The organism is Nesterenkonia lutea (assembly GCF_014873955.1).
Lineage (GTDB): Bacteria > Actinomycetota > Actinomycetes > Actinomycetales > Micrococcaceae > Nesterenkonia > Nesterenkonia lutea.
This window is the reverse complement of the sequence record NZ_JADBED010000001.1, coordinates 112,388-133,339: the sequence shown is the minus strand read 5'-3', so window position 1 is coordinate 133,339 and position 20,952 is coordinate 112,388. Positions and strand designations below refer to the sequence as shown.

At 68.3% G+C, this 20,952-nt stretch carries 20 protein-coding genes and 1 tRNA gene; 9 read left to right on the top strand and 12 right to left on the bottom strand.

Translation table 11 applies throughout. The annotated features are described in order from the left end of the window. Positions 1-79 precede the first annotated feature (79 nt). Entirely contained in the window at positions 80-1,198 is a 1,119-nt protein-coding gene (locus tag H4W27_RS00640; protein ID WP_192594222.1) for a DNA-3-methyladenine glycosylase family protein, read from the top strand. A gap of 38 nt (positions 1,199-1,236) precedes the next feature. Here H4W27_RS00640 and trxA read toward each other — a convergent pair whose 3' ends face one another. The 3 genes from trxA to H4W27_RS00625 form a co-directional block, all read right to left on the bottom strand. After that, on the bottom strand, positions 1,237-1,623 hold the full coding sequence (gene trxA, locus H4W27_RS00635) for a thioredoxin (RefSeq protein WP_192594221.1): 387 nt from the start codon (positions 1,621-1,623) through the stop codon (positions 1,237-1,239). 11 nt (positions 1,624-1,634) lie between these two features. Beyond that, on the bottom strand, positions 1,635-1,784 hold the full coding sequence (locus H4W27_RS00630; protein ID WP_192594220.1) for a hypothetical protein: 150 nt from the start codon (positions 1,782-1,784) through the stop codon (positions 1,635-1,637). Between the two features lie 64 nt (positions 1,785-1,848). Then, positions 1,849-1,930 (bottom strand) — tRNA-Tyr (locus tag H4W27_RS00625). A 255-nt stretch (positions 1,931-2,185) separates the two neighbouring features. Here H4W27_RS00625 and H4W27_RS00620 point away from each other — a divergent pair. Then, positions 2,186-3,553: an aminotransferase class I/II-fold pyridoxal phosphate-dependent enzyme gene (locus tag H4W27_RS00620; RefSeq protein ID WP_192594219.1), complete on the top strand. Its 1,368-nt coding sequence runs from the start codon at positions 2,186-2,188 to the stop codon at positions 3,551-3,553. A gap of 18 nt (positions 3,554-3,571) precedes the next feature. On the opposite strand, the gene H4W27_RS00615 is transcribed toward H4W27_RS00620, so the two are convergent. Further along, positions 3,572-4,789 (bottom strand): cobalamin-independent methionine synthase II family protein, encoded by a 1,218-nt coding sequence (locus H4W27_RS00615; protein WP_192594218.1) that lies wholly within the window; start codon positions 4,787-4,789, stop codon positions 3,572-3,574. A 115-nt stretch (positions 4,790-4,904) separates the two neighbouring features. On the opposite strand from H4W27_RS00615, the gene H4W27_RS00610 reads away from it, so the two are divergent. Continuing rightward, on the top strand, positions 4,905-5,393 hold the full coding sequence (locus H4W27_RS00610; RefSeq protein WP_192594217.1) for a YajQ family cyclic di-GMP-binding protein: 489 nt from the start codon (positions 4,905-4,907) through the stop codon (positions 5,391-5,393). 80 nt (positions 5,394-5,473) lie between these two features. Here H4W27_RS00610 and H4W27_RS00605 read toward each other — a convergent pair whose 3' ends face one another. Together H4W27_RS00605 and H4W27_RS00600 are read right to left on the bottom strand one after the other, a co-directional pair. Beyond that, entirely contained in the window at positions 5,474-5,755 is a 282-nt protein-coding gene (locus H4W27_RS00605; RefSeq protein ID WP_192594216.1) for a hypothetical protein, read from the bottom strand. 165 nt (positions 5,756-5,920) lie between these two features. Further along, positions 5,921-7,156, bottom strand: coding sequence for a Na/Pi symporter (locus H4W27_RS00600; protein ID WP_192594215.1), 1,236 nt, complete (start codon positions 7,154-7,156; stop codon positions 5,921-5,923). Positions 7,157-7,364: 208 nt separating this feature from the next. Between H4W27_RS00600 and H4W27_RS00595 the strand changes: the two genes are divergently transcribed. Further along, the gene (locus H4W27_RS00595) at positions 7,365-8,246 is read left to right on the top strand and encodes a M48 family metalloprotease (RefSeq protein WP_192594214.1); all 882 of its coding nucleotides are present in this window, start codon (positions 7,365-7,367) and stop codon (positions 8,244-8,246) included. Between the two features lie 147 nt (positions 8,247-8,393). Here H4W27_RS00595 and H4W27_RS00590 read toward each other — a convergent pair whose 3' ends face one another. After that, complete coding sequence (locus H4W27_RS00590) at positions 8,394-9,833, bottom strand: FAD-dependent oxidoreductase (protein WP_192594213.1); 1,440 nt, start codon at positions 9,831-9,833, stop codon at positions 8,394-8,396. A gap of 99 nt (positions 9,834-9,932) precedes the next feature. On the opposite strand from H4W27_RS00590, the gene H4W27_RS00585 reads away from it, so the two are divergent. Together H4W27_RS00585 and H4W27_RS00580 are read left to right on the top strand one after the other, a co-directional pair. After that, positions 9,933-10,379: a hypothetical protein gene (locus H4W27_RS00585; RefSeq protein ID WP_192594212.1), complete on the top strand. Its 447-nt coding sequence runs from the start codon at positions 9,933-9,935 to the stop codon at positions 10,377-10,379. Continuing rightward, positions 10,376-10,885 carry an HIT family protein gene (locus H4W27_RS00580; protein ID WP_192594211.1) on the top strand — a complete coding sequence of 170 codons (510 nt, stop codon included), beginning with the start codon at positions 10,376-10,378 and terminating at the stop codon, positions 10,883-10,885. Before H4W27_RS00585 ends, H4W27_RS00580 begins: the two co-directional genes overlap by 4 nt. Before the next feature lie 49 nt (positions 10,886-10,934). Here H4W27_RS00580 and H4W27_RS00575 read toward each other — a convergent pair whose 3' ends face one another. Together H4W27_RS00575 and H4W27_RS00570 are read right to left on the bottom strand one after the other, a co-directional pair. Further along, the gene (locus H4W27_RS00575) at positions 10,935-11,987 is read right to left on the bottom strand and encodes a polyprenyl synthetase family protein (protein WP_192594210.1); all 1,053 of its coding nucleotides are present in this window, start codon (positions 11,985-11,987) and stop codon (positions 10,935-10,937) included. A 21-nt stretch (positions 11,988-12,008) separates the two neighbouring features. Next, positions 12,009-12,737: a demethylmenaquinone methyltransferase gene (locus H4W27_RS00570; protein ID WP_318782048.1), complete on the bottom strand. Its 729-nt coding sequence runs from the start codon at positions 12,735-12,737 to the stop codon at positions 12,009-12,011. Positions 12,738-12,797: 60 nt separating this feature from the next. On the opposite strand from H4W27_RS00570, the gene H4W27_RS00565 reads away from it, so the two are divergent. Next, positions 12,798-14,252, top strand: coding sequence for an isochorismate synthase (locus H4W27_RS00565; protein WP_192594208.1), 1,455 nt, complete (start codon positions 12,798-12,800; stop codon positions 14,250-14,252). Positions 14,253-14,385: 133 nt separating this feature from the next. Here H4W27_RS00565 and menD read toward each other — a convergent pair whose 3' ends face one another. Both menD and H4W27_RS00555 read right to left on the bottom strand, forming a co-directional pair. Continuing rightward, complete coding sequence (gene menD / locus H4W27_RS00560) at positions 14,386-16,347, bottom strand: 2-succinyl-5-enolpyruvyl-6-hydroxy-3-cyclohexene-1-carboxylic-acid synthase (RefSeq protein ID WP_192594207.1); 1,962 nt, start codon at positions 16,345-16,347, stop codon at positions 14,386-14,388. A 10-nt stretch (positions 16,348-16,357) separates the two neighbouring features. After that, positions 16,358-17,527 (bottom strand): o-succinylbenzoate synthase, encoded by a 1,170-nt coding sequence (locus H4W27_RS00555; RefSeq protein WP_192594206.1) that lies wholly within the window; start codon positions 17,525-17,527, stop codon positions 16,358-16,360. Positions 17,528-17,570: 43 nt separating this feature from the next. Between H4W27_RS00555 and H4W27_RS00550 the strand changes: the two genes are divergently transcribed. Further along, entirely contained in the window at positions 17,571-18,536 is a 966-nt protein-coding gene (locus tag H4W27_RS00550) for a phosphatase PAP2 family protein (RefSeq protein WP_192594205.1), read from the top strand. Positions 18,537-18,579: 43 nt separating this feature from the next. On the opposite strand, the gene H4W27_RS00545 is transcribed toward H4W27_RS00550, so the two are convergent. Further along, on the bottom strand, positions 18,580-19,332 hold the full coding sequence (locus H4W27_RS00545; protein WP_192594204.1) for an MBL fold metallo-hydrolase: 753 nt from the start codon (positions 19,330-19,332) through the stop codon (positions 18,580-18,582). 105 nt (positions 19,333-19,437) lie between these two features. Here H4W27_RS00545 and H4W27_RS00540 point away from each other — a divergent pair, with 105 nt between their 5' ends. Beyond that, entirely contained in the window at positions 19,438-20,931 is a 1,494-nt protein-coding gene (locus H4W27_RS00540) for an alanine/glycine:cation symporter family protein (protein ID WP_225938960.1), read from the top strand. The last annotated feature ends 21 nt before the right edge of the window (positions 20,932-20,952 follow it).

Below are 20,952 nucleotides of genomic sequence, written 5' to 3'. Positions count from 1 at the left end.
CCCGGCTTGGGGCAGAATCTGCCTTCTGGCGAAATCTCCCCTCGCTGATCCGGGACTCCCGGTGTGGAACAGTGGTCGTATGAGCACGGCAGCGCATGAGACCGAGGCCCTTCTGGACCTCGGAGAGCCGATCGACCTGCCGCGGACCCTGGGTGTGCTGCAGCGAGGCGTCGGGGATCCCAGCATCCGGCTCGATCCAGGATCTGCCGCCATGGAAGGCGGCCCCGGCGGGACCCCTGGAGCCGGAGCGTGGCTGTGTCAGCGGGTCTATGCCGCAGACGGCCGGCAGCTGGGCCAGGCGAGCATGCGGTTCGATCAGCTGGGTCCCTCGTCTGTCCGGGTGCGCGTGGCGGCGACCGGCATGGAGGCTGTAACGGACTCAGGGGCCACGGCGGATGCAGAGGCTGTGACGGACGCGGCGGCTGTGACCGATGCGGAGGCTGTGGCACAGGTCCTCGTTCGCCGCGCGGAGCAGATGCTCGGTTCTCAGGACAGCTGGCAGGACCTCGAGCTCCTGCTGGACGCCCTCGGGGACGAGACCTCGGCGGCCCTGGCGCGGGTGCGCCGTCGTCATCCCGGAGTCCGCCTGCCGGCCACCGGTGCACTGTTCGACCAGCTGGTGACCGCCACGCTGGAGCAGAAGGTGACCCATGACCAGGCGCGCACCGGGTGGCGGCAGCTGCTGCGCAGTCATGGTGAGGAGCCGCCGTCCTCGTCCAGGGTTCCAGCGCCGGAGTGGATGCGGCTGCCACTGACCGGTGCGCAGCTGCGCGCCGTTCCCTCCTGGGAATGGCACCGGCTCTGGGTGCAGCCGGCACTGTCGAAGACCATCCAGCGGGTGGCCGAACGGGCCACCAGGATCCATCAGCTGAGCGCAGAGACCGGGCTGGAGACGGAATCGGTGGCGGAGCTGGGCCAGCGGCTGCGGTCCATCCCGGGGATCGGCGAGTGGACGGTGGCCGAGGCGCTGCAGCGATCACACGGAGCGCAGGATCTGCCCGCGGTCGGGGACTATCATCTGAGCAGCTTCGTCGGCGCGGCGCTGACCGGCCGGCGCACCGACGACGGCGGGATGCTGAGGCTGCTGGCACCCTATGCGCCGCACCGGCAGCGGATCATCCGGCTGCTGAAGCTCTCTGGGTTCCACCACCAGAGGTACGGCCCGAAACTGACTCCGGCGGATCACCGCAGTCGGTGATCCGCCGGGGTGGAGTCCGTGCGCGCGCTCGGTCAGGCTCAGCCCTGGGGCTTCTCCTCCTGCTCGGCCTGGTCCTCAGCGATCTGCTTGTGGACCTCTGCCATGTCAAGGTCCTTGACCGCAGTGATGACCTCGTTGAGCTGTTCGGCGTTCAGAGCCCCGGGCTGGGAGAAGACCAGGACCTTCTCGCGGAAGGCCATCAGAGTGGGGATCGAGGTGATGTTCGCGGCCGCGGCGAGCTCGCGCTCGGCTTCGGTGTCCACCTTCCCGAAGGTCACATCCGGGTGCTTCTCGGAGACCTCTGAGTAGACGGGCGCGAACTGCTTGCAGGGGCCGCACCAGTCGGCCCAGAAGTCAACGAGCAGAATGTCGTTGTCCTCAAGGGTCTGCTGGAAGTCAGTTGTGGTCAGATCAGTGGTAGCCATGTCTCGCCACCTTACGCGAGCGGGCGGGCGATGTCGGCCCCACGGGGGCCGAGCACCAGGCGCTTAAGCGCGAAGCTGAACGCCCGTCCAGACGCGGCAGTCCGCTCGAGCGCCGCACCGGGGAACATGGAGCCGGAGAGCACGGAGCCGCTGCGGCACATGGGGGCTGAGACGCTGAAGGGCGGGCCGGAATCGATGCGATCCGACCCGCCCTTCAGCGGTATGTGGCAGATGAGGGATTCGAACCCCCGTAGGCGATGCCAGCTGATTTACAGTCAGCCCCCTTTGGCCGCTCGGGTAATCTGCCGCGCAACCACACGACGTGACCAGTGGTCACCGTGCTCAATCTTGCATGCCCTCTGTAGGCGGCACCCCATCACTTTAGCGAAGATGCAGGGAATTCTCGAATCCCGGCCTCCCGACTAGGAGTATCGTGGAGGCCATCATTCGTGCCCGCACGATGGTCCCGTTCAGACCCCCGTGACGCGGCACGCCCACCTTCTGCACCGACTCTCTGCGTCAAACTCTGCATCAAACTCTGCATCAAACCTCAAGGAGCACCGTGGCCGATATCGAGGCCGAAACTCTCGCCCGTCAGCTGAGCGAGCGCAGCCCCGCCGGCATCGCCGAGCAGGTCCGTGAGCTCATCAGCACCGGCACGCTCACCGGCGGCATGCGACTGCCCACGGTGCGGGATCTCGCCACCGAGCTCGGCGTCAGCGTCGGGACCATCGCGCAGGCGTGGAGCCTGCTGCGCGAATCGAATCTGGTGGAGACCCGCCGTCGCGGCGGGACGCGGATCATGGAGCCCGGTGATGTGGGCGGCCCGAGCTTTCGCAGCTGGTCGGGTGTGGATCTGCTGCACTGCAGCCCCGATCTGCGGCTTCTCCCTTCGATGGAGGAGGGGCTGCTGCGCAGCCTGAAACAGCCCCAGCTGCACAGCTGGAGTCGGGAACACATCCTCCCGGAGCTGCAGCGCGCGGTGGAGAAGAAGCTCGGCAGCACCGCCGAGGGTGCACGGCCGCGCAGCTTCGCCGCGATCTCCTCGACCACCGAGGGTCTCTGGCTCGCCACGAAGGCGGTCACCAGCCCAGGGGACCTCATCGCCGTGGAGGAGCCGGCCCCGCCCGGATACCTCTCCGTGCCCAGGAGCCTGGGCCTGCGCATGGTCCCGGTCCCCGTGGACGAGCACGGCCCGGTTCCTGCAGCGCTGCAGGAGGCGCTCGACGCCGGCGCCACAGCCTTCGTGCACAGTCCCGGCGGCGCGTTCTCCCCGCGGCACGTGCTCAGCACCACCCGCGGCGAAGACCTGCAGCAGGTCCTGGCCTCTTCGCCGAAGACGGTGGTCATCGAGGAGGACCCTCTGGGACCGCTCTCCGAGGTGAACCCCTTCTCTGCCTCCCTGGACGGCTGGCTGCCGGAGCGCACTCTGCGGGTCATCGGCTTCGAACGCGCCTACGGCATGGATCTGCGCACCGCTGTGCTCGCGGGGCCTCAGGAGCTGATCGCGCGGGTGATCACAGAACGTTCCGGCGGGGTCAGCTCGAACAGCAGGGTCCTGCAGCACACACTCGCCTTTCTGCTCCGCGACCCGGGCGCCGGCCGTCGGATCACCAGCGCCAGGACGCGCTACGCGACTCGGCGCAGGATGGCGCTGGAGGCCTTCGCTCTTGCCGGTCTGCAGGCTCATGCGGGCCCGGCCAGCTGGGCGGTCTGGATCGAGGTCCCAGATGAGCGCGCCGCGGCGCTGACCTTGAGCGCACAGGGCGTGATCACCGATGTGGGGAGCAGCTCTCATCTCTCCGAGCAGCCCACCGGACTGCTGCGCATCTCCATCGCCCAGCTGCCCGAGGACCAGGAGCTGCTCAGCGCGCTGGCCCAGCTGGTGCTGCACGCCACCGAGGAAGGACTGAACTCCACCTTCGTCTGAGCTCAGCCGCCCGACCGCTCAGAAGAGTCGCCGGCTCGCGAGTGCCGCGCCCTGCCCCAGGGTCTCGAGCTTCGCGTGGGCGATCTGCGGATGCAGCCGACCGCCCAGGCCGCAGTCGGTGGAGGCGATCACGTTCTCCGGCCCGACCAGACGGGCGAAGCGCTCGATGCGCTGAGCGACCAGCTCGGGATGCTCCACCACGTTGGTGGCATGGGACACCACGCCGGGTGCGATGACCTTGCCCTCGGGAAGGGCGACCTCCTCCCAGATGCGGTATTCGTGCTCGTGGCGCACGTTCGCCGCCTCGAAGGAGTAGTACTTCGCGTTGACCCCGAGCATGAGGTCGACGATGTGCCGGAACTCGATGTCGGTGGTGTGGGGGCCGTGCCAGGAGCCCCAGCAGAGGTGGAACCGCACCTGCTCCTCCGGGATGCCCTGCAGCGCCCAGTTCAGCGCGTCGATGCGGATCTGGGTGAACGCACGGTAGTCCTCCACGGTGGGTTCCGGCGAGATCTGGTCCCAGTTCTCGGCCACCGAGGGATCATCGATCTGCACGATCAGCCCCGCGTCGGTGATGGTCTGATACTCGTGGCGCATCACCGCCGCCCAGGCCCAGATGTGCTCCTCCTCGCTGGCATAGTGTCGGTTCGGGATGCGCGCACCCGAGCCGGGCGAGAGCGAGGTCAGGAAGCCCGTCTTCATCCCCGCCGCGTCCAGACCGGCACGCAGATTGGCGATGTCAGAGTCCACCGCCGCCTGGCCCCGCCAGCTCAGTTCACCCGTGGTGGAGGGAAACGCGGTAGCGGTCTTGCCAGTGGCGATCCCGGAGCGCGGGTCTGAATAGGCCTCCTTGAATCGCACCCAGTCGCGCCGATGGAGCATGTTGGTGAGCTGGACGTGGCCGGGACGGGACTCCACGTGGGGCCAGCTGAAGAGGTCCTCGCCGGTGAGCTCGAGTCCGCCCACCCGCTGGAAGACATAGGACCACCAGGCCCCGTAGTCCACCGCGGAGGTCATCGCGTGCCCATATTCCCCATCGCCAGGGATCGTGACGCCGTGCTGCTGCTGCCGCGCAACCAGGTCCACCACCGCCTGGGTGAGCAGCTCCTCGAACTCAGCGGTCCGGCGCAGGGTGAAGCCGTCCGACTCCAGCTCCCGGGCCGCATTGGCAACGATGAGCTCCTCGGTGCGCGGCAGGGAGCCTGCATGGGAGACCGGTATCGAGCTGTCGGACATGGCTGCCTCTCGCGTATTTGTTCATATCTTCAACTCAGCATAGCGGGCCAGGAACGGCGCCTGTCCAGGGCTACTAGACTCTCTGGCAGATATCCACACCGATCAGGAGGCATCCATGGCCAAGGACTCAACATTCGACGTCGTCTCAAAGGTGGACAAGCAGGAGGTCGCCAACGCCCTGAATCAGGCGCAGAAGGAGATCGCTCAGCGCTACGACTTCAAAGGCACCGGCGCGGAGATCGACTACTCCGGGGAGAAGCTGCTCATCAAGGCCAACTCCGAGGAGCGCGCCAAGGCCGTGGAGGACGTCTTCGGATCCAAGCTGGTCAAGCGGGGGATCTCGCTGAAGTCCTTCGATTCCGGCGAGCCCTATGCCTCGGGCAAGGAGTTCCGGATCGAGGGAACCATCAAAGAAGGCATCGACCAGGCGACGGCGAAGAAGATCACCAAGCAGATCCGCGACGAAGGCCCCAAGTCGGTCAAGGCCACGATCCAGGGCGACGAGCTGCGTGTGACGTCGAAGTCACGCGATGACCTTCAGGAGGTCGTCGCCATGCTCAAGGGCTTCGAGGACGCCGACCTCCAGTTCGTCAATATGCGCTGACAGCGCTCCGAAAGCCAGACCACCCCGCTGGTTGAGTTCTCCCGTGCATACGTATCCACCGGAGAACTCAACCAGCGGGGTTAATTGTGTGCGCGGTGCTGACCCTCGCGCCGGCTCTGCCGACACAGCAGAAGCACCAGGATCGGTCCGATGACGGGCGCCAGCAGCGCCAGGAGGAGCAGCACGCCCTTCGCGGTGACGTCCAGCGTCGGTGTGCGCATCACCAGCACGACAGCCCAGAGCACGAGCGCGAGGATGACCAGCGGCACCACCACGAAGAAGCCGCGACCGAGCGTCTCCCACGCGTTGGGCAGCGTCGGGTTGACGGCCATGGTCGTGCTCAGCAGTCCAACGATGAACATGCGTCTCCTCCAGAACGGCTTGACGACGCCGACCTGCGGGATCAACGTCCTCCGTCACCGTAGCTGGACTCCCTCCAGCAGAAAACCCCGCTGGTTGAACTCTCCCGTGGATACGTATGCACGGGAGAACTCAACCAGCGGGGTTGATCGGCAGGGGCCGGGGGATCAGAAGAGGGTGCTGAGGCCGATCAGGGCCAGCGGGATCACGATGAAGACGCCGAGCACCCATCCGAAGGCGTAGACCTTGTTCTCTGCGGCCAGATCGGCCAGCCAGGTCGCTCCGCGCGGAGGCAGATCGCGCAGCCATGGGGTGCAGAAGATCACCAGGGTGGCCAGCACGTTGAAGAGCAGGTGCGCGAGCGCCGCGGTCAGCGCGATCTGTCCCGCCGCGCCGTCGAAGGCGAAGGCCGCGATGAGCGCCGTGACCGTGGTGCCGATGTTGGTACCCAGCGTGAAGGGGTAGATCTGCTTCAGCGTGAAGGCGCCTGAGCCGGCCAGCGGCACGATCAGCGCCGTGGAGGTCGAGGAGGACTGCACCATGACCGTCACAGCGGCGCCGGAGCCGATGCCAGCGATCGGGCCGCGGCCGATGGCGGCGTGGAGCACCTTGCGCGCCTTGCCCACCAGCAGCACCTTCAGCAGCCGTCCGATGAAGTTGATGACCAGCAGGATCAGGCCGACGGCGACGATGATCATCACGATCCCCTGCAGCGTGCCGGGGATGAAGCTCAGGGAATCCTCGATGAGGTGAGCCAGCGGCTTGGTGCTGCCCTTGACCACCGAACCGATGCCGCCGAGCACTGCCGCGACCGGTCCGCCGTCGGAGCCGGTGGCCATCCCTGCGATGGAGGTGGAGATCCGCTCGAGCAGGCTGAACATGATCTCCAGCGGCAGGAAGATGGTCACAGCGATGAGGTTGAAGAAGTCGTGGACCGTGGCGGCGGCGAAGCCGCGGCGGAAGGACTCCTTCTCGCGCACCATGCCCAGGCTGACCAGGGTATTGGTCAGGGTGGTGCCGATGTTCGCGCCCAGGATGATCGGGATGGCCACGCCGAGGGGGAGCCCGCCGGCGACCAGGCCCACGGTCACCGAGGTGGTGGTGGAGGAGGACTGGGTCAGGGCCGTGGCCACGATGCCGATCATCAGACCGACGACGGGGTTGGTGGCGAAGCCGAAGAGCGTCTCGGCCTGGTCCCCGGTGGCCAGGCTGAAGCCAGTGCCGATGACGTTGACCGCAGTGATCAGCACGTAGACGGCGACCGCCACGGAGAGCCAGTTGGCGATGTCGAGCAGGCGACCGGAGAGGCCGAACCGTTCGAAGGGGCTGAAGGGCCGCTTGGCCGACGCTTCGTCTACGCTGCCAGCGACCCGCTGTGGAGCCTCGATCGACGGTGCGGACATGCAATCTCCTCTTGGAACACGAGCCTGGGGTCTTCAGTGGATATCACTGCCGGATGAAGGGCCGTAGAACACTGTGCACCGCTTGCAGAACGAGAATCACACGGGAAGGTGAACTGCAGGTGAACGATCCGCCCGCAGGCGGCGCGAGTAGGATGTCCTTGGTCACAGCGGACCACTTCCCCCACCCTGAACCCTCCAAGGAGAGTCAATGCACCAGCACCACGGACGGCTGCGCACAGCAGGTCTGCTCGCGTTCCTCTTCGCGATGCTGCTGCTGGTCGGCGCAGTGATCGCCTACGCCACCCAGACCCCTGCGCTGATCTTCGTCTTCGGGCTGATCGGCCTGGTCTCGGTCGCCTACTCCTACTGGAACTCGGACAAGATCGCACTGCGCGCCATGAAGGCCTATCCGGTGACCCGGGAGCAGGCCCCGCAGCTCTATGCGATGGTCGAGGAGCTGGCGCAGCGCGCTCAGCAGCCCGCCCCGCGGATCTTCATCGCGCCGGCCCCCACCCCGAACGCCTTCGCCACCGGGCGTGATCCTGCCAATGGCGTGGTCTGCTTCACCGAGGGCATCCTGAACCTGCTCGACGAGCGGGAGCTGCGCGGAGTCACCGGTCACGAGCTGATGCATGTCTACAACCGAGACATCCTGATCTCCTCGGTGGCCGCGGCCGTGGCCGGCTTCCTCACCACCATCAGCCAGTTCTTCCTGCTCTTCGGCGGCGGACGCGGCAACAACCAGGGCGGCAATCCCCTGGCCCTGGTGGGAGCGATCCTCGCGGTGTTCCTGATGCCGATCGCGGCCAGCCTGATCCAGATGGCGGTGAGCCGGACCCGCGAGTACGACGCAGACGCCGACGGCGCGGCCCTGACCGGAGACCCGCTGGCCCTGGCCTCGGCGCTGGACAAGCTGGAGCGAGGCATCTCCCGCTACCCGCTCCGGGAGGACCCCAAGCACGACGCGCACGCCCACATGATGATCGCCAACCCCTTCGGCGCCAGGGCCAAGAAGCTCTTCAGCACCCACCCGCCGATGCCGGAGCGGATCGCCCGGCTGGAGTCGATGGCCGGCTACAGCCAGAGCTGATTCACCAGGCATGAAGATGCCCCCTGGCCGGATGGCGAGGGGGCATCTTCATGCGCTGCGGGTGTGCCGCTCAGCCGCCGGCGCGCCAGCCGCGCCATACAGCCGCCGGCGCGCCACGCCGCCACCGGCGTGGAGCTGAGCCGTGGCTCAGCTCTCGCGCGATATGCGGATCATGTCCTCGCGCTCGACGACCTTGACCCGCTCACGGGCGCCGCCGTCGGGCAGCGGTCCGTAGAACTCCCCCAGTGAGATCTCGTGGGCGTCGAGCTTCTGCCAGCCCTCCCAGGTGGTGTATTCCACGCCGCGGGACTCGAGCAGCTCGATCACGGCATCCTCGGCCGGGGCCTCGGCCACCGGCAGGTGGTGGAGGTCCTCCAGAAGGCATCCGATGGTCTCCAGCGCGTCGCCCTTGGTGTGCCCGATCAGTCCCACGGGGCCGCGCTTGATCCATCCGGTGGCGTAGATGCCGGGGACGTGGTGACCTGCGTCGTCGAGGACCCGGCCGGCCTCATTGACCAGCACTCCGCGCTTCTCGTCGAAGGGCAGCCCGGCGATCTCCGAACCGAGGTAGCCCACAGCGCGGTAGACGGCCTGGACCGCATAGTCCTGAAACTCTCCGGTGCCGCGGACATTGCCGGTGCCGTCGAGCTCCATGCGCTCGAAGCGCACGCCCGCCACGGCCCCGGTGCCCTGACCGTTCGCATCGGTGCCCTCGAGGATCTCGACCGGCTGCTGCAGGAAGTGCAGATGCAGCTTGCGCGAGGCCTCCGCCTCCCGCTCCTCCTGCTCGAGAAGCCAGTTGCCCAGGGTGTTGACCATGGTCTTGACCTGGTTGTTGGTCTTGATCGCCTCGTCGGAGCCCTCATCGAAGTCGAAGTCCTCCTCGTAGAGGACGATGTCCACGTCCTTGCTGTGCGAGAGCTCGCGCAGCTCGAGGGGGGTGAACTTCACCTGCGCGGGGCCGCGCCGACCGAAGATGTGCACATCGGTGACCGGGGAGGTCTTCAGCCCCGCGTAGACGTTCTCGGGGATCTCGGTGGTGAGCATGTCCTCGGGGTGCTTGGAGAGCACCCGGGCCACGTCCAGGGCGACGTTGCCGTTGCCGATGACCGCCACCTGCTCGGCGGTCAGCGGCCAGTCGCGGGGATAATCGGGGTGCCCGTCGTACCAGGAGACGAAGTCTGCGGCGCCGAAGCTTCCCTCGAGCTCGATGCCGGGAATGTTCAGCTCGGCGTCCTTGATGGCGCCGGTGGCGAAGATCACGGCGTCGTAGTGCCGGCGGAGGTCCTCGATGCTGAGATCCTCGCCGATGTTCACATTGCCGATGAGTCGGATGTCGCCACGATCGAGGACCTTGTGCAGGGCCTTCACGATGCCCTTGATCCGCGGATGGTCCGGCGCGACTCCGTAGCGGATCAGCCCGAAGGGGGCGGGATACCGGTCATAGAGATCGATGCTGAACTCGAAGTCGCTCTTCTTCTGCGCCTTGGCCAGGATGTCAGAGGCATAGACACCTGCGGGGCCGGCTCCGACGACGGCGACTCGGATGGCTCGGTCTGCCGGCCGCTGCGAGGAATTCTGGGACACGGGTAGGTTCCTTCTGATCGATTAACTCAGCACAGTATGCCGTATTGGAGTGAACGCACGCGGCCCGTGGGGATGTTCCCGGTCTTCTAGACTGAGGCCATGGCCGATATGTTCCTGGACAAGTTCCGCGCCCTGGTGCCCGAATACCTCGATGAGAAGTGGACCCCTGAGGAGGGTTTCACCCCCGAGGAGCTGCGCCAGCTCATCGCTGATTCCGAGCTGCCCGCCGAGCTGAAGGCCCGCCCGCGCCTGCCTCAGGTGCTTGAGGAGTTCTATCTGGCGCTGGGCCGCTGCGAGGAGATCATGGAGGCCTACCACTTCTTCTTCGATCCGGACGAGCTGACCGTGGAGGACGGCCACCTGCTGTTCCTCGAGGACGAGGAGGAGCGCTGGGTCTGGGGCGTGGATGTGGACACTCTTGATGTCCCGGACCCGCTGATCGTCCGCCGCAGCAGCAACTCGGGAATGTGGAATGACGAGGGCGCCACCGTCAGCGAGTTCATCTTCGACCTGCTGGAGTTCTCCTTCGAGGAGGAGCCCGGATGAGCAGCGCTGATCTCGCGCGGCTGTGGAGCTCGCACGCTCCCGAGGGCTACTCGTGCCCGTTCTGCGGTCTGGCCCGCGGAGACGTGGACCAGCGGTCGAATCGGTGTGAGCTGACGGATCTGGTCCACCAGGACGCCGATGTGCTGGTCTTCATGGCCTGTGACGGCTTCGGACCGTATGAGGGCCACGCGATGATCACTCCCGTGCAGCACCGCGAGGCGCTCTATGACCTCGACGATGACCTGCTCTCCAAGATCTCCATCATGTCCCGCGATGTCTCCAAGGCGATGAAGCTGGCCTGGAATCCGGAGGGGACCTCGGTGCGGCAGCACAATGAGCCTGCGGGGAACCAGCATGTGTGGCACTACCACCTGCATGTGTTCCCCCGCTACGCCGATGACATGCTCTACCGGCAGATCCGTCACCCGGTGCCGGTGTCAGTGCGCGCCGAGAAGGCCCGGGAGCTCCGGGCGGCGCTGGAACAGATCCTGGCAGCCAAGACCTGACCCGCCAAGCTGACCCGCCCGTGTCAGCGCCCGGGTCCAGCGGCCGGGTTCAGCCGTCGCGCTCGACCACGGCATCGGCGAAGGACAGCAGCGCCGACTTCACCGTGCTCTCCGGCAGCCCCGCGATGGACTGCTTGGCCTTCTCGGCCCAGCTGTGCGCCACCTCCCAGGACTGCTCGGTGACCGGATGAGCGACGACGGCGGCCACGGCACGCGCCAGCGCCTCGTCTGAACTGAGATCGCCGTCGACGAGCTCGAGCGCCTGCACGGCCTCATCCCGATCCTGTCCCGCGGTCGCGGTCCGCGCGTGCTGACGCAGCAGCAGCACCGGAAGCGTGGACACGCCCTCACGCAGGTCGGTGCCGGGGGTCTTGCCGGAGGCTTCGGGATCTGCGGTGATGTCGATGACATCGTCGGCCAGCTGGAAGGCCACGCCCACTGCCTCGCCGTACTCTTCGAGCATCGCGGTCGTCGACTCCGAGCAGCCGCCGAAGTGGGCGCCGAGCCGGGCGGCCGCTGCCACCAGGGAGCCGGTCTTGTCGCCGATCACCCGCAGATAGTGGGCGTAGGCGTCCTCTGACTCCTGCGGACCGACCGTCTCGTGCAGCTGGCCCATGACCAGACGCTCAAAGGTCTGCGCCTGGATCTTGGAGGCGTCCACGCCGAGCTCGGACATCAGCCGGGAGGCTCGGGCCAGGATCAGGTCCCCGGTGAGGATCGCGACCGAGTTGCCCCACACCTGGTGCGCGGCAGGGGCTCCGCGACGCACCGGCGCCGAGTCCATGACGTCATCGTGGTAGAGCGTGGCCAGATGGGTCATCTCCATGACCGCGGCGGCACGACGGACGCGCTCATCCACGCCGTCGCCGAGCATCGAGGTGAGCACGGTGAGCAGAGGCCGCACGCGCTTGCCGCCGGCCTGGGCCAGGTAGCGCGCCGAGGCGTTGACCAGCTCGTCGGCGCTGGCCAGGGAACCGAGGAGGTCCTCCTCCACCAGGGTGAGGGCCTCCGCCACCTCGGTGGCGAGCGCCAGGTCCTCGGCCAGCACATCGAAACCGGCGGGCAGCTTCGTGGTCAGCGGATCAGCTGCTGATTCAGTCATCGGTGTCTAACCTATCCACGTTCAGGATTCGGGCAGGGCGCGGGGCTTGAGGGCGTGGTGGATCGCAACGATCCCGCCGGTGAGGTTGCGGTAGCGGACCTCGGACCATCCGGCGGCGGAGAGCTCCGCCGCAAGGTGGTCCTGGTCGGGCCAGGCCCGGATCGACTCGGCGAGGTACACGTAGGCCTCCGGATTGGAGGAGACCGCCCGCGCCGTGGGAGGCAGCGCGCGCATCAGGTACTCGTTGTAGACCGTGCTGAAGAGCCTGTTCGTGGGATCGGAGAACTCCATCACGGCCAGCCGCCCGCCGGGGACGGTCACGCGCAGCATCTCCCGCAGCGCAGCCTGCGGGTCCACGATGTTGCGCAGGCCGAAGGAGATGGTGACGGCGTCAAAGCTGTCATCGGCGAAGGGAAGGTTCATCGCGTCTCCGGCGATGAACGTCATGTCCGGACGACGGCGCTTGCCCACCTGGAGCATTCCCAGTGAGAAGTCACAGGCGACCGCCTCGGCCCCGGCTTCGTGGAAGGGCTCCGTGGAGCTTCCCGTGCCCGCGGCGAGGTCGAGGACCCGTTCACCTTCGGCGACGGCGAGGGCCGCGACGAGCTGCCTTCGCCAGCGCCTGGTCTGACCCAGCGAGAGCACGTCGTTGGTGATGTCATAGCGGTCAGCGACCTCGTCGAACATCGAGGCGACGTCCTCGGGCTTCTTCGCGAGGCTTGCGCGGTTTCCGGTGCTGGGGCGATTCACCTTGGCATTCTCCCACATGCGCGGGTCCCTGCCTCCGCCATGTCCTAGACTTGTCCAGCCATGACAGCGCTCCCCGGGACCCTCGACGCCACCACACTGGTGGTGGATCTCCCATCAGACGTTTCACTGGCGGACCTGCTCCCCGCGCTGGACCCCAGCGCTGTCTGGCTGCTGCGCGGTGAGGGCCTGATCGGCCTGGGCGCCGCCGCACATGTGCGGGCCCGCGGCGCCGAGCGCTTCGCCGAACTGGCCCAGTGGCACGAGCAGCACCTCGCGCCGCTGGCGGCCGCCGCACGGCTGCCCCCCGAACTGGAAGCCGTGCCCGGCGCCGGCCCGGTGGCACTGACGTCGATCACCTATTCCTCCGCCTCCGCGGCCGACTCGCACCTGATCCTGCCGGAGCTGACCCTCGGCTCGGCCGAGGGCCAGCACTGGATCACGGCGGTGACTCGGACCGCGGCCTGGGATGAGGACTTCGAGCAGGAGTCCGGCGACGACGGGCCGGGCCTCCGCACAGTGGATCCCGGCGAGAGGAACCCCCACTCGCTGGATCCGGCGGCGCTGAGGCGGCTGCATGTCCTGCTAACGAAACACGGACTCCAGCTCCACGACGGGCAGCTGCGCCTCCGCGGCGGGGCGCCCGATGCCGGGCGGCCCCGACACAAGGACCGCCATGAGGGTGCCGCGTCCCGACCCGCCACCTCACTGATCCAGGGCAGCCATTCCGAGCAGCACTATCTGCGCGCCGTGCGCGCCGGCGTGGACGCGATCGAACATCGTCGGCTGGAGAAGCTGGTGCTGGCGCGCGACGTCGTCGTCGTCGCTGATGCGCCGCTGCCAACCGGGCCCCTGCTGGCCGCCCTGGCCACCGACTACGCCGACTGCTGGACCTATCTGGCCGGGGACGTGCTGGGCGCCACCCCGGAGATGCTGGTGAAGATCCGCGGTCAGGAGCTCTCCGCGCGAGTCCTCGCCGGCACGGTGGACGGCCGGGCGGGGCTGGAGCGTGCGCGCACGCTGCTGCTGGAGGACCCGAAGCAGCGCGACGAGCACCGGCTCGCAGCACAGTCCCTGCTGGAGCAGCTCGCCCCGGTGGCGCAGGAGCTGCACGCGCAGGACCCGCCAGCCGTCCTGGAGCTGCCAAATGTCTTCCACCTCTCCACCGACGTCACCGGACGACTGACCGCCCAGACCCCGGCCCTGCTCGTCGCCGAGCGCGCCCATCCCACCGCCGCGATCTGCGGCACCCCGACTGCCACCGCGGGCGAGCTGATCAGCACCCTGGAATGCCTGGACCGCGGAGCGTTCTCCGGACCGGTGGGCTGGATCGACGCGCGGGGCAACGCGGACTTCGGCATCGCGCTGCGCGGCGGGATCCTTCAGGAGCAGGGCACGCAGGTCAGGCTCTACGCGGGCTGCGGGATCGTCGCCGGTTCGGTGCCCGAGGAGGAGCTGGCCGAGACCTGGGCGAAGATGCGCCCCATGCTCGGCGCCCTCGGCGTCCCTGTGCCCTGAACCTCCTCCTGCCCCTCCCCCTCCCCCTCCCCCAGCGTTTTACCGGGCCCTGCGTGGTCTACCGGGCCGACCGTTTCGCTGGTAAACCTCGAAGGGCCTGGTAAAACGCAGGGTCAGGGGTCACGGGTCGGGGTCAGAGGTCTGCGGCAGCGGCGAGGAGGCGGGCGTGGAAGTCGCGGAGCACTGTGCGGTCGGTGCGCACCTCGATGATCCGGATGCCGATCCGATCCTCGAGTCCGGAGAGTCCCTCCCCCAGCGTCTCCAGATCATCGGCGAAGTGATACTCGTGTCCGTAGGCGTCGGCGAGCGCCTCGATGTCCACGGTCTGCGGCGTGCCGAAGAAGCGCTCCACCGTCTCGGCCTGCCCCTCCCGGCGTCCCACCGCACCATGTTCGAGCTGGTCGAAGATCGCCCCGCCGGAGTCGTTGACCACCACGATGTCCAGATCGGGCTCCCGCTCGGTGGCCGGGACCAGGAGCGCATTCACGTCATGGAGGAAGGTCAGGTCCCCCACCAGCGCGGTGACCCGGGTGTTCCGAGCCAGCGCGATCCCGGAGGCGGCTGAGAGGTTCCCGTCGATGCCCGCCAGTCCACGCATCGCGTAGACCCTGCGCCCACCCTGCGCCCCTGGACCGGGCTTCGCGGCGACCTCCTCGCCCAGGACGCTGCGATTGAGCACGGCGGCCAGGTCCACATCGCGGATCACCGAGGAGGAGCCCAGCAGCAGCGGAGTCTTGACCGTCTCGGCCACGAACTGCGCCACCCGCACGGAGGAGATCTCCCCCTGGGCGAGGGTCTCCTGCTCGGTCAGCGCGGCATCGATCAGACGCTGGGCCGCCAGCCCCCGCTCGGTCCATGCCTCGTGCCAGCCCTGCGGCGCCAGTCCCGCGAAGAGTGCCGTGGCGGTCAGATCGTCAAGACGACGGCGCGCCAGCCGGTGATCGAACCAGGCCTCGCCTCCGGGCGCGTACTGCACCGCCTCGACGTCGTCCCGGCTGATCAGCTGCTGCACCGGCCGGGTGAGCGTGGGCCGCCCGGCCACCACGACCCGCTCGATGCTGCCAGCCAGCTCGCTCGCAGGGGAACCGGCCGGGGCCTGCAGGATCAGCCGGTATCCCTGGACGGCTCCGAGGTCGCTCCAGCGCGCATCGCTGGTGGGTTCGGCCAGCAGCGGCTGCCCCAGCCGGCGGGCCAGCTCGCGGGCCTCGGCGGGAGCATCGGCGCCCATGACGAAGACGGTGCGCCGCTGGGCCAGATCCACGGCAGGATCGGTGCCGGAGGTCCCCTTCGAAGCACCCGACCCTGGACCCGCGCCCCGGCGAGCCGAGGTCACCTCCGCATCCGAGACCTCGGCGGGATCCTGCGCATCCAGGATCTCTCCGCCGATGATCTGCGCGCGCAGCTGCTCGGCCGAATCGGCCACCACCGGGGTGCGCCGGACGAAGGGGGTCCGGGCCCAGCGCTGCGCCCCCGACTGGTGTGTGCCCTCCCGCTGGGCAGGGACGAGCGGATCGCGGAAGCCGATGTTCAGGTGCACCGGCCCCGGGGAGGAGCCGGTGGCCGCACGGAGCAGCAGTCCGACCTGGGTCTCGGCGGCGAGCATGTCATCGCGGGATTCAGGCTCCAGCCGCGCCTCGCCCTGCTCCAGGTGGATCTCATCACGCACCCGACCGGCGAACATCCCCTGCTGCCAGGCCGTCTGGTTCGCCCCGGTGCCGTGCAGCTCCTCGGGCCGATCGGCGGTGATGGCCACCAGCGGGACGCCGGAGAGGTCAGCTTCCATCATCGCTGGGAGCAGGTTTCCTGCCGCTGTGCCCGAGGTGGTGACCACGCCCGCGGGGGCCTTTGTCGCCATCGCAATGCCCAGCGCGGTGAACGCCGCGGAGCGCTCATCGATGCGCACATGCACGGTGATCGCGCCGAGCTCCTCCGCCTCGCGCAGCGCATAGGCCATCGGTGCCGAGCGGGACCCCGGCGCCAGGACGATGTGGCGCATGCTCATGGTCAGCCCGCGGATCACCCGGCGGGCCAGTCGCAGGGACTCGACGTCGTAGGCATCATCGAACTCGCGGAACGGACGTCGAGGTGAAGTCATGGCTCCAATCCTAGAAGCTGCGGCCCGGTCGCCGGTCCGCGCCCGCCGTCAGGTCTGCATCCGGGCCCGCCCCGGAGCCCGCATCCGCGCTGGCCCGCTCCCGTGCCTGCTGGTCGGCGGCGAGCACCGCATGGGCGGCGCGCAGTCGGTCGAACCACCAGTCAGCACGCGGCCCGCCCACCTCATGCCGCTGCAGAAGATCCGCCGAGGGCACGACGGCGCCGGGCACCCTCAGCGCCCCGCCCACGGGAATCAGCGGGGAGCGGAGCACATCCTCGGTGAACAGCGCGGCGGTGCCCAGCCCGCAGGCGTAGGGCAGATGCGGCAGCCGGGCGGCCAGCGCCAGGCCCGCCGCGAGCCCCACCGAAGTGTCCAGCGCCGAGGAGACGACGGCGTCCAGCCCGGACTGCTCCACGATGCGCAGCGCCCGGTCCACCCCGCCCAGCGGCGGCACCTTGACCACGATCAGATCTGCCGCGCCGAGTCTTGCCACCCGCAGCGGATCTTCCGCCTTGCGCACCGCTTCATCCGCGGCGATGCGCAGCGGGGCGCCGGCGGAGGTGATGACCCCCGCCGCGGCGAGGGCCTCGCGCAGCTCCGCGAGCGGCTCGACCCCTGCCACCGGCTGCTCGGCGTATTCGAATCGGCCCTCGGCGGCCTCGGCGAGCGCCGCCAGCGCCGGCACCGCCTCGGCGATGCTCCAGCCGCCGTTGGCGTCGGCGCGCAGCCCCGCCTCCGGGACCAGGCGGCGCACCTCGCGGAAGCGCGCCAGGTCATCGGCGAGGGTCTGTCCCGGCTCGGCGACCTTGATCTTCACCGCGGGAATGGACTCCAGCGCGCCGAAGCGGCGGAGCACCGATTCCACCTGGTCCGGAGCGACGGCGGGCATCGTTGCGTTGATCGGGACGTGGGTGCGCAGCGGGGCCCCCCACCCGCGCCAGCCGGCCTCCAGACCGGCGCGGAGCCAGTGGGACGACTCCTGGGCGCCGTATTCCGGGAACGGCGAGAACTCCCCCCAGCCCTTCGGGCCCTCCATGAGCAGCGCCTGGCGCTCGGTCTGGCCGCGGAACCTGGTCCGCAGAAGCAGCGAGACGACCCGCGCGCCGTCGAGGACCTCCTCGAGATCCGGAATCTGCCAGGCGTCCGGGCCCTGCTCCTGCACCGCGATATGGGCTTCCATGTCATTCAGTCTAGGCAGAGGCAGACCTGCGATACTGGGGGACATGTCAGCTGCCAGCGCACTCCGTCCCCCAGCCCGGCGCACCGGCCTGTGGATCGTCGGGATCCTGCTCTGCTGCGCGGTCTTCATCGCCGTCTACGAGTACTTCGTCCGCTCGGACTCCGGGCAGTGGGTGGAGTACGCGATGCTCGATGCCGCGGCGAACCGGGTGGACTCCCTCTCGGCCCGCGGCTTCGACCTCTGGTGGCTGAGTCCGGTGATCATCGCGCTGCCGGCGGTGTTCTTCCTGGTCATCGTGCTCACCCGACAGCGATTCCTGGCTGCGCTGATCGCTCTGGGCGCGGTGCTGGGAGCGAACATCTCCACCCAGGTGCTCAAGGCGTGGCTGGACCGGCCGGATCTGGGCAACGGCGTGCCCTACTGGACCGGCAATTCGCTTCCCTCGGGCCACACCACCCTCGCCGCGTCCATGGCCGTGGCGGTCTTCCTGGTCAGCTCTCCGCGCCGACGGCCCTTCATCTCCGTCCTTGCGGCGTTCTATGCAGGGCTCATCGGCGCCTACACCTTCACCGAGACCTGGCACCGCCCGGCCGACGTGATCGCCGCCTATCTGGTGGTCGCGATCTGGGCCATGGTCGGCGGCTGGCTGATCATGCGCACGGGCCCGGAGTGGAACACGGTGGTGGCGGACTACGAGCCGGAGACCGCGCCGCTGGCAGGTCTCGCCTGGTTCCTCGGCGTGAGCATCACCGTGGTGGCGATGCTGTCCTTCCTCCTCTCAGGAGGCTGGAGCGGCATCGCGCTGGCGGGTGAGGAGCCCAGCCTGTGGCACTGGTTCGCGGGGCTGCTCGTCTCCCTGGGCCCGGGCTTCCTGATGGCCGCTGCCGGGATCAACCTCTTCGGCGCCGAGACCGGCCGGCGCCAGCGCGGCGCCCCGGTCCCCTCGCCGAAGGGCGAGACGGTGCACTACCCGATTCCGCCGCAGTTCAACGAGCTCTACCAGGTCTGATTCCCCAGCTGGCTCCCCCGCGCGAGTCTGCCCCGCTGGCGGATCACCGTCCGCGCAGCCGGGTGATCAGCTCGCGGGACTCCCCGGGGCCGTAGGGCACGATCGGGATGGCCTTGGTCGCATCATTGACCGCATCCCTGATCGCCTGCGAGGAGACGTTGCAGCCCTGCTGCATGCGCCGGCGCATGGATGCCAGGAAATCAGCGTCGACCTCACGCCCGTGGCCGGGGATGAACCTGCTGTGGTTCCCGGCCATGGACCAGAGCCGGCCCAGCGTGCGGACCCATTCCTCGGGGTAGGAATCGTAGAACTCGGGGTCATGGCCTTCGCGGACCAGATCCCCGCAGAACATGATCCCGGGGGCCTCCCCCGAGCGGACGCCCGCCACCAGATCGCCGGCGGTGTGCCCGCGGCCAAGGTGAGAGACGACGATGTCGACTCCCCCGCCCAGCTGCAGCGTGACCGGCGTGCTGGAGACCAGATCAGTGGCTGTTTCGACCCCTGCGTGTTCATGGGCCCAGATCTTCCGCACACCCTGGGCGCGCAGGAACTCGTTGGCGCCGATGTGATCTGGGTGGCCATGGGTGTTGACGACGACGATCTCGGCCGAGCTGAGCTCGCGCACGCCTGCCAGCAGTCCCGCGTGGTCACCGTCGGCCGGTCCCGGATCGATCAGCACGGCGAGATTCTCACCGAGGACGAGTCCGACGTTCAATCCAGAGTCAGGCCCTGGCGCAGCGAGCCAGGCGTGTTCCTCGAGGCGCTGGAAGCGGACGGGGTCAGGGACGTGAGCCATCGTGATCACCTTCTGTGAAACCGGAGTTTCCCCTATTCTGCCTCACCCTCCGAACACAGCCTGGGAGGCTCCTGGTGGCGGCGTGACCGGTAGAGTCGGCGCATCATGACTATGGACAATCTTCTCGACACGATCGGTGCGATCGAGGACGCCTCCTGGACCTGGGTGGGAATCCCGGTGATCCTCGTCGTCGGTCTCTACCTGTGCGTTCGCACCGGGCTGGTGCAGATCCGGCACATTCCGGACATGTTCCGCTCCATCACGGACAAGGCGACGCAGGATGAGAACGGCCGCACCAGGTCCCTCTCCGCCTTCCAGACCTTCACCATCACCGCCTCCGCGCGCGTGGGCACGGGCAACATCGCCGGCGTGGCCGGCGCGATCGCGATGGGCGGTCCGGGCGCGGTGTTCTGGATGTGGGTGATGGCGATCTTCAACTCGGCCGCCTCCTTCGTGGAATCGACCCTGGCTCAGCTGTACAAGGTGCGACGCTTCGACACCTTCAAGGGCGGTCCCGCCTACTACATCGAACGTGGGCTGGGCTCGCGCTCCGGCGGCATCGTCTTCGCGGTCATCTTCATCTTCTGCTTCGCCCTGTCCTTCACCTCACTTCAGGCCAACACCATCGTTGACGCCGTCACCGGCGCCGCAGGCGAGCTGGGGATGCAGGACACCACGAGCCTGGTCTGGATCCTGGCGGTGCTGCTGACGGTGCTCACCGGCGTCGTCGTGCTGGCGGGGCTGCGCCGTGTCGCCCAGGTCACCCAGCGCGTGGTGCCCCTCATGGCCATGCTCTACATCCTGTTGGGCCTGGCGGTCGTGGCGCTCAACCTCGAGCAGCTTCCCCTGGTGATCGGGATGATCTTCGGCGAGGCCTTCAACTTCACCTCGGCGGCCGGCGGCGCTTTCGGCGCCATGATCGCAGCCGGGGTGCAGCGCGGAATGTTCTCCAACGAGGCAGGCATGGGCTCGGTGCCGAATGTCGCGGCCACCGCTGACGTCTCACATCCGGTCAAACAGGGGCTGGTGCAGACTCTCGGCGTCTACCTGGACACGCTGATCATCTGCTCGGTGACCGCGTTCATCATCCTGGTGACCTTCCCGCAGGAGGCTGTGCGGGCGGAGACCAATGTCGGCGGAGAGCTGACACAGGCGGCGCTGAGCGAGAACTTCGGCGCCTTCGGCGCGCTGGCGCTGGCGCTGATCATCCTGCTGCTCGCCTTCACCTCGATCCTGGGCAACTACTCCTATGGGGAGATGAATGTGCTGTTCATCTCCCAGTCGGAGCGGACCCGGAAGATCTTCGCCGCCGTGCTGACCGCGGTGGTCTTCCTGGGCGCGATCATCCCGGTGGACCTGGCCTGGGCGATCGCCGGTGTGACGATGGTCATCATCGCCCTGTTCAACCTGGTCGTGATCACCGCCCTGAGCGGCACTGCGGTGAAGCTGCTCAAGCACTATGTGGCGCAGCGGAAGCAGGGCCTGGACCCGATCTTCCTCGCTTCGGACATGCCCGAGCTGCGCAACATCGAATGTTGGACCCCTGAGGACATGGCCGATCACCGCGTGCAGCCCGAGCCGCGCCCCCGCCGGGCCTGAGACGGTGCGGCAGAATAGCCG

Excerpts from the sequence above, each read along its gene's own strand:
- H4W27_RS00555 (WP_192594206.1), bottom strand. The coding sequence starts at position 17,527 with ATGGAAGCCCATATCGCGGTGCAGGAGCAGGGCCCGGACGCCTGGCAG.
- H4W27_RS00540 (WP_225938960.1), top strand. The coding sequence starts at position 19,438 with ATGACTATGGACAATCTTCTCGACACGATCGGTGCGATCGAGGACGCC.
- H4W27_RS00615 (WP_192594218.1), bottom strand. The coding sequence starts at position 4,789 with ATGTCCGACAGCTCGATACCGGTCTCCCATGCAGGCTCCCTGCCGCGC.
- H4W27_RS00640 (WP_192594222.1), top strand. The coding sequence starts at position 80 with ATGAGCACGGCAGCGCATGAGACCGAGGCCCTTCTGGACCTCGGAGAG.
- H4W27_RS00595 (WP_192594214.1), top strand. The coding sequence starts at position 7,365 with ATGCACCAGCACCACGGACGGCTGCGCACAGCAGGTCTGCTCGCGTTC.
- menD (WP_192594207.1), bottom strand. The coding sequence starts at position 16,347 with ATGACTTCACCTCGACGTCCGTTCCGCGAGTTCGATGATGCCTACGAC.
- H4W27_RS00600 (WP_192594215.1), bottom strand. The coding sequence starts at position 7,156 with ATGTCCGCACCGTCGATCGAGGCTCCACAGCGGGTCGCTGGCAGCGTA.
- H4W27_RS00550 (WP_192594205.1), top strand. The coding sequence starts at position 17,571 with ATGTCAGCTGCCAGCGCACTCCGTCCCCCAGCCCGGCGCACCGGCCTG.
- H4W27_RS00545 (WP_192594204.1), bottom strand. The coding sequence starts at position 19,332 with ATGGCTCACGTCCCTGACCCCGTCCGCTTCCAGCGCCTCGAGGAACAC.
- H4W27_RS00630 (WP_192594220.1), bottom strand. The coding sequence starts at position 1,784 with ATGTGCCGCAGCGGCTCCGTGCTCTCCGGCTCCATGTTCCCCGGTGCG.
- H4W27_RS00610 (WP_192594217.1), top strand. The coding sequence starts at position 4,905 with ATGGCCAAGGACTCAACATTCGACGTCGTCTCAAAGGTGGACAAGCAG.
- H4W27_RS00585 (WP_192594212.1), top strand. The coding sequence starts at position 9,933 with ATGGCCGATATGTTCCTGGACAAGTTCCGCGCCCTGGTGCCCGAATAC.
- H4W27_RS00565 (WP_192594208.1), top strand. The coding sequence starts at position 12,798 with ATGACAGCGCTCCCCGGGACCCTCGACGCCACCACACTGGTGGTGGAT.
- H4W27_RS00580 (WP_192594211.1), top strand. The coding sequence starts at position 10,376 with ATGAGCAGCGCTGATCTCGCGCGGCTGTGGAGCTCGCACGCTCCCGAG.
- H4W27_RS00575 (WP_192594210.1), bottom strand. The coding sequence starts at position 11,987 with ATGACTGAATCAGCAGCTGATCCGCTGACCACGAAGCTGCCCGCCGGT.
- H4W27_RS00605 (WP_192594216.1), bottom strand. The coding sequence starts at position 5,755 with ATGTTCATCGTTGGACTGCTGAGCACGACCATGGCCGTCAACCCGACG.
- trxA (WP_192594221.1), bottom strand. The coding sequence starts at position 1,623 with ATGGCTACCACTGATCTGACCACAACTGACTTCCAGCAGACCCTTGAG.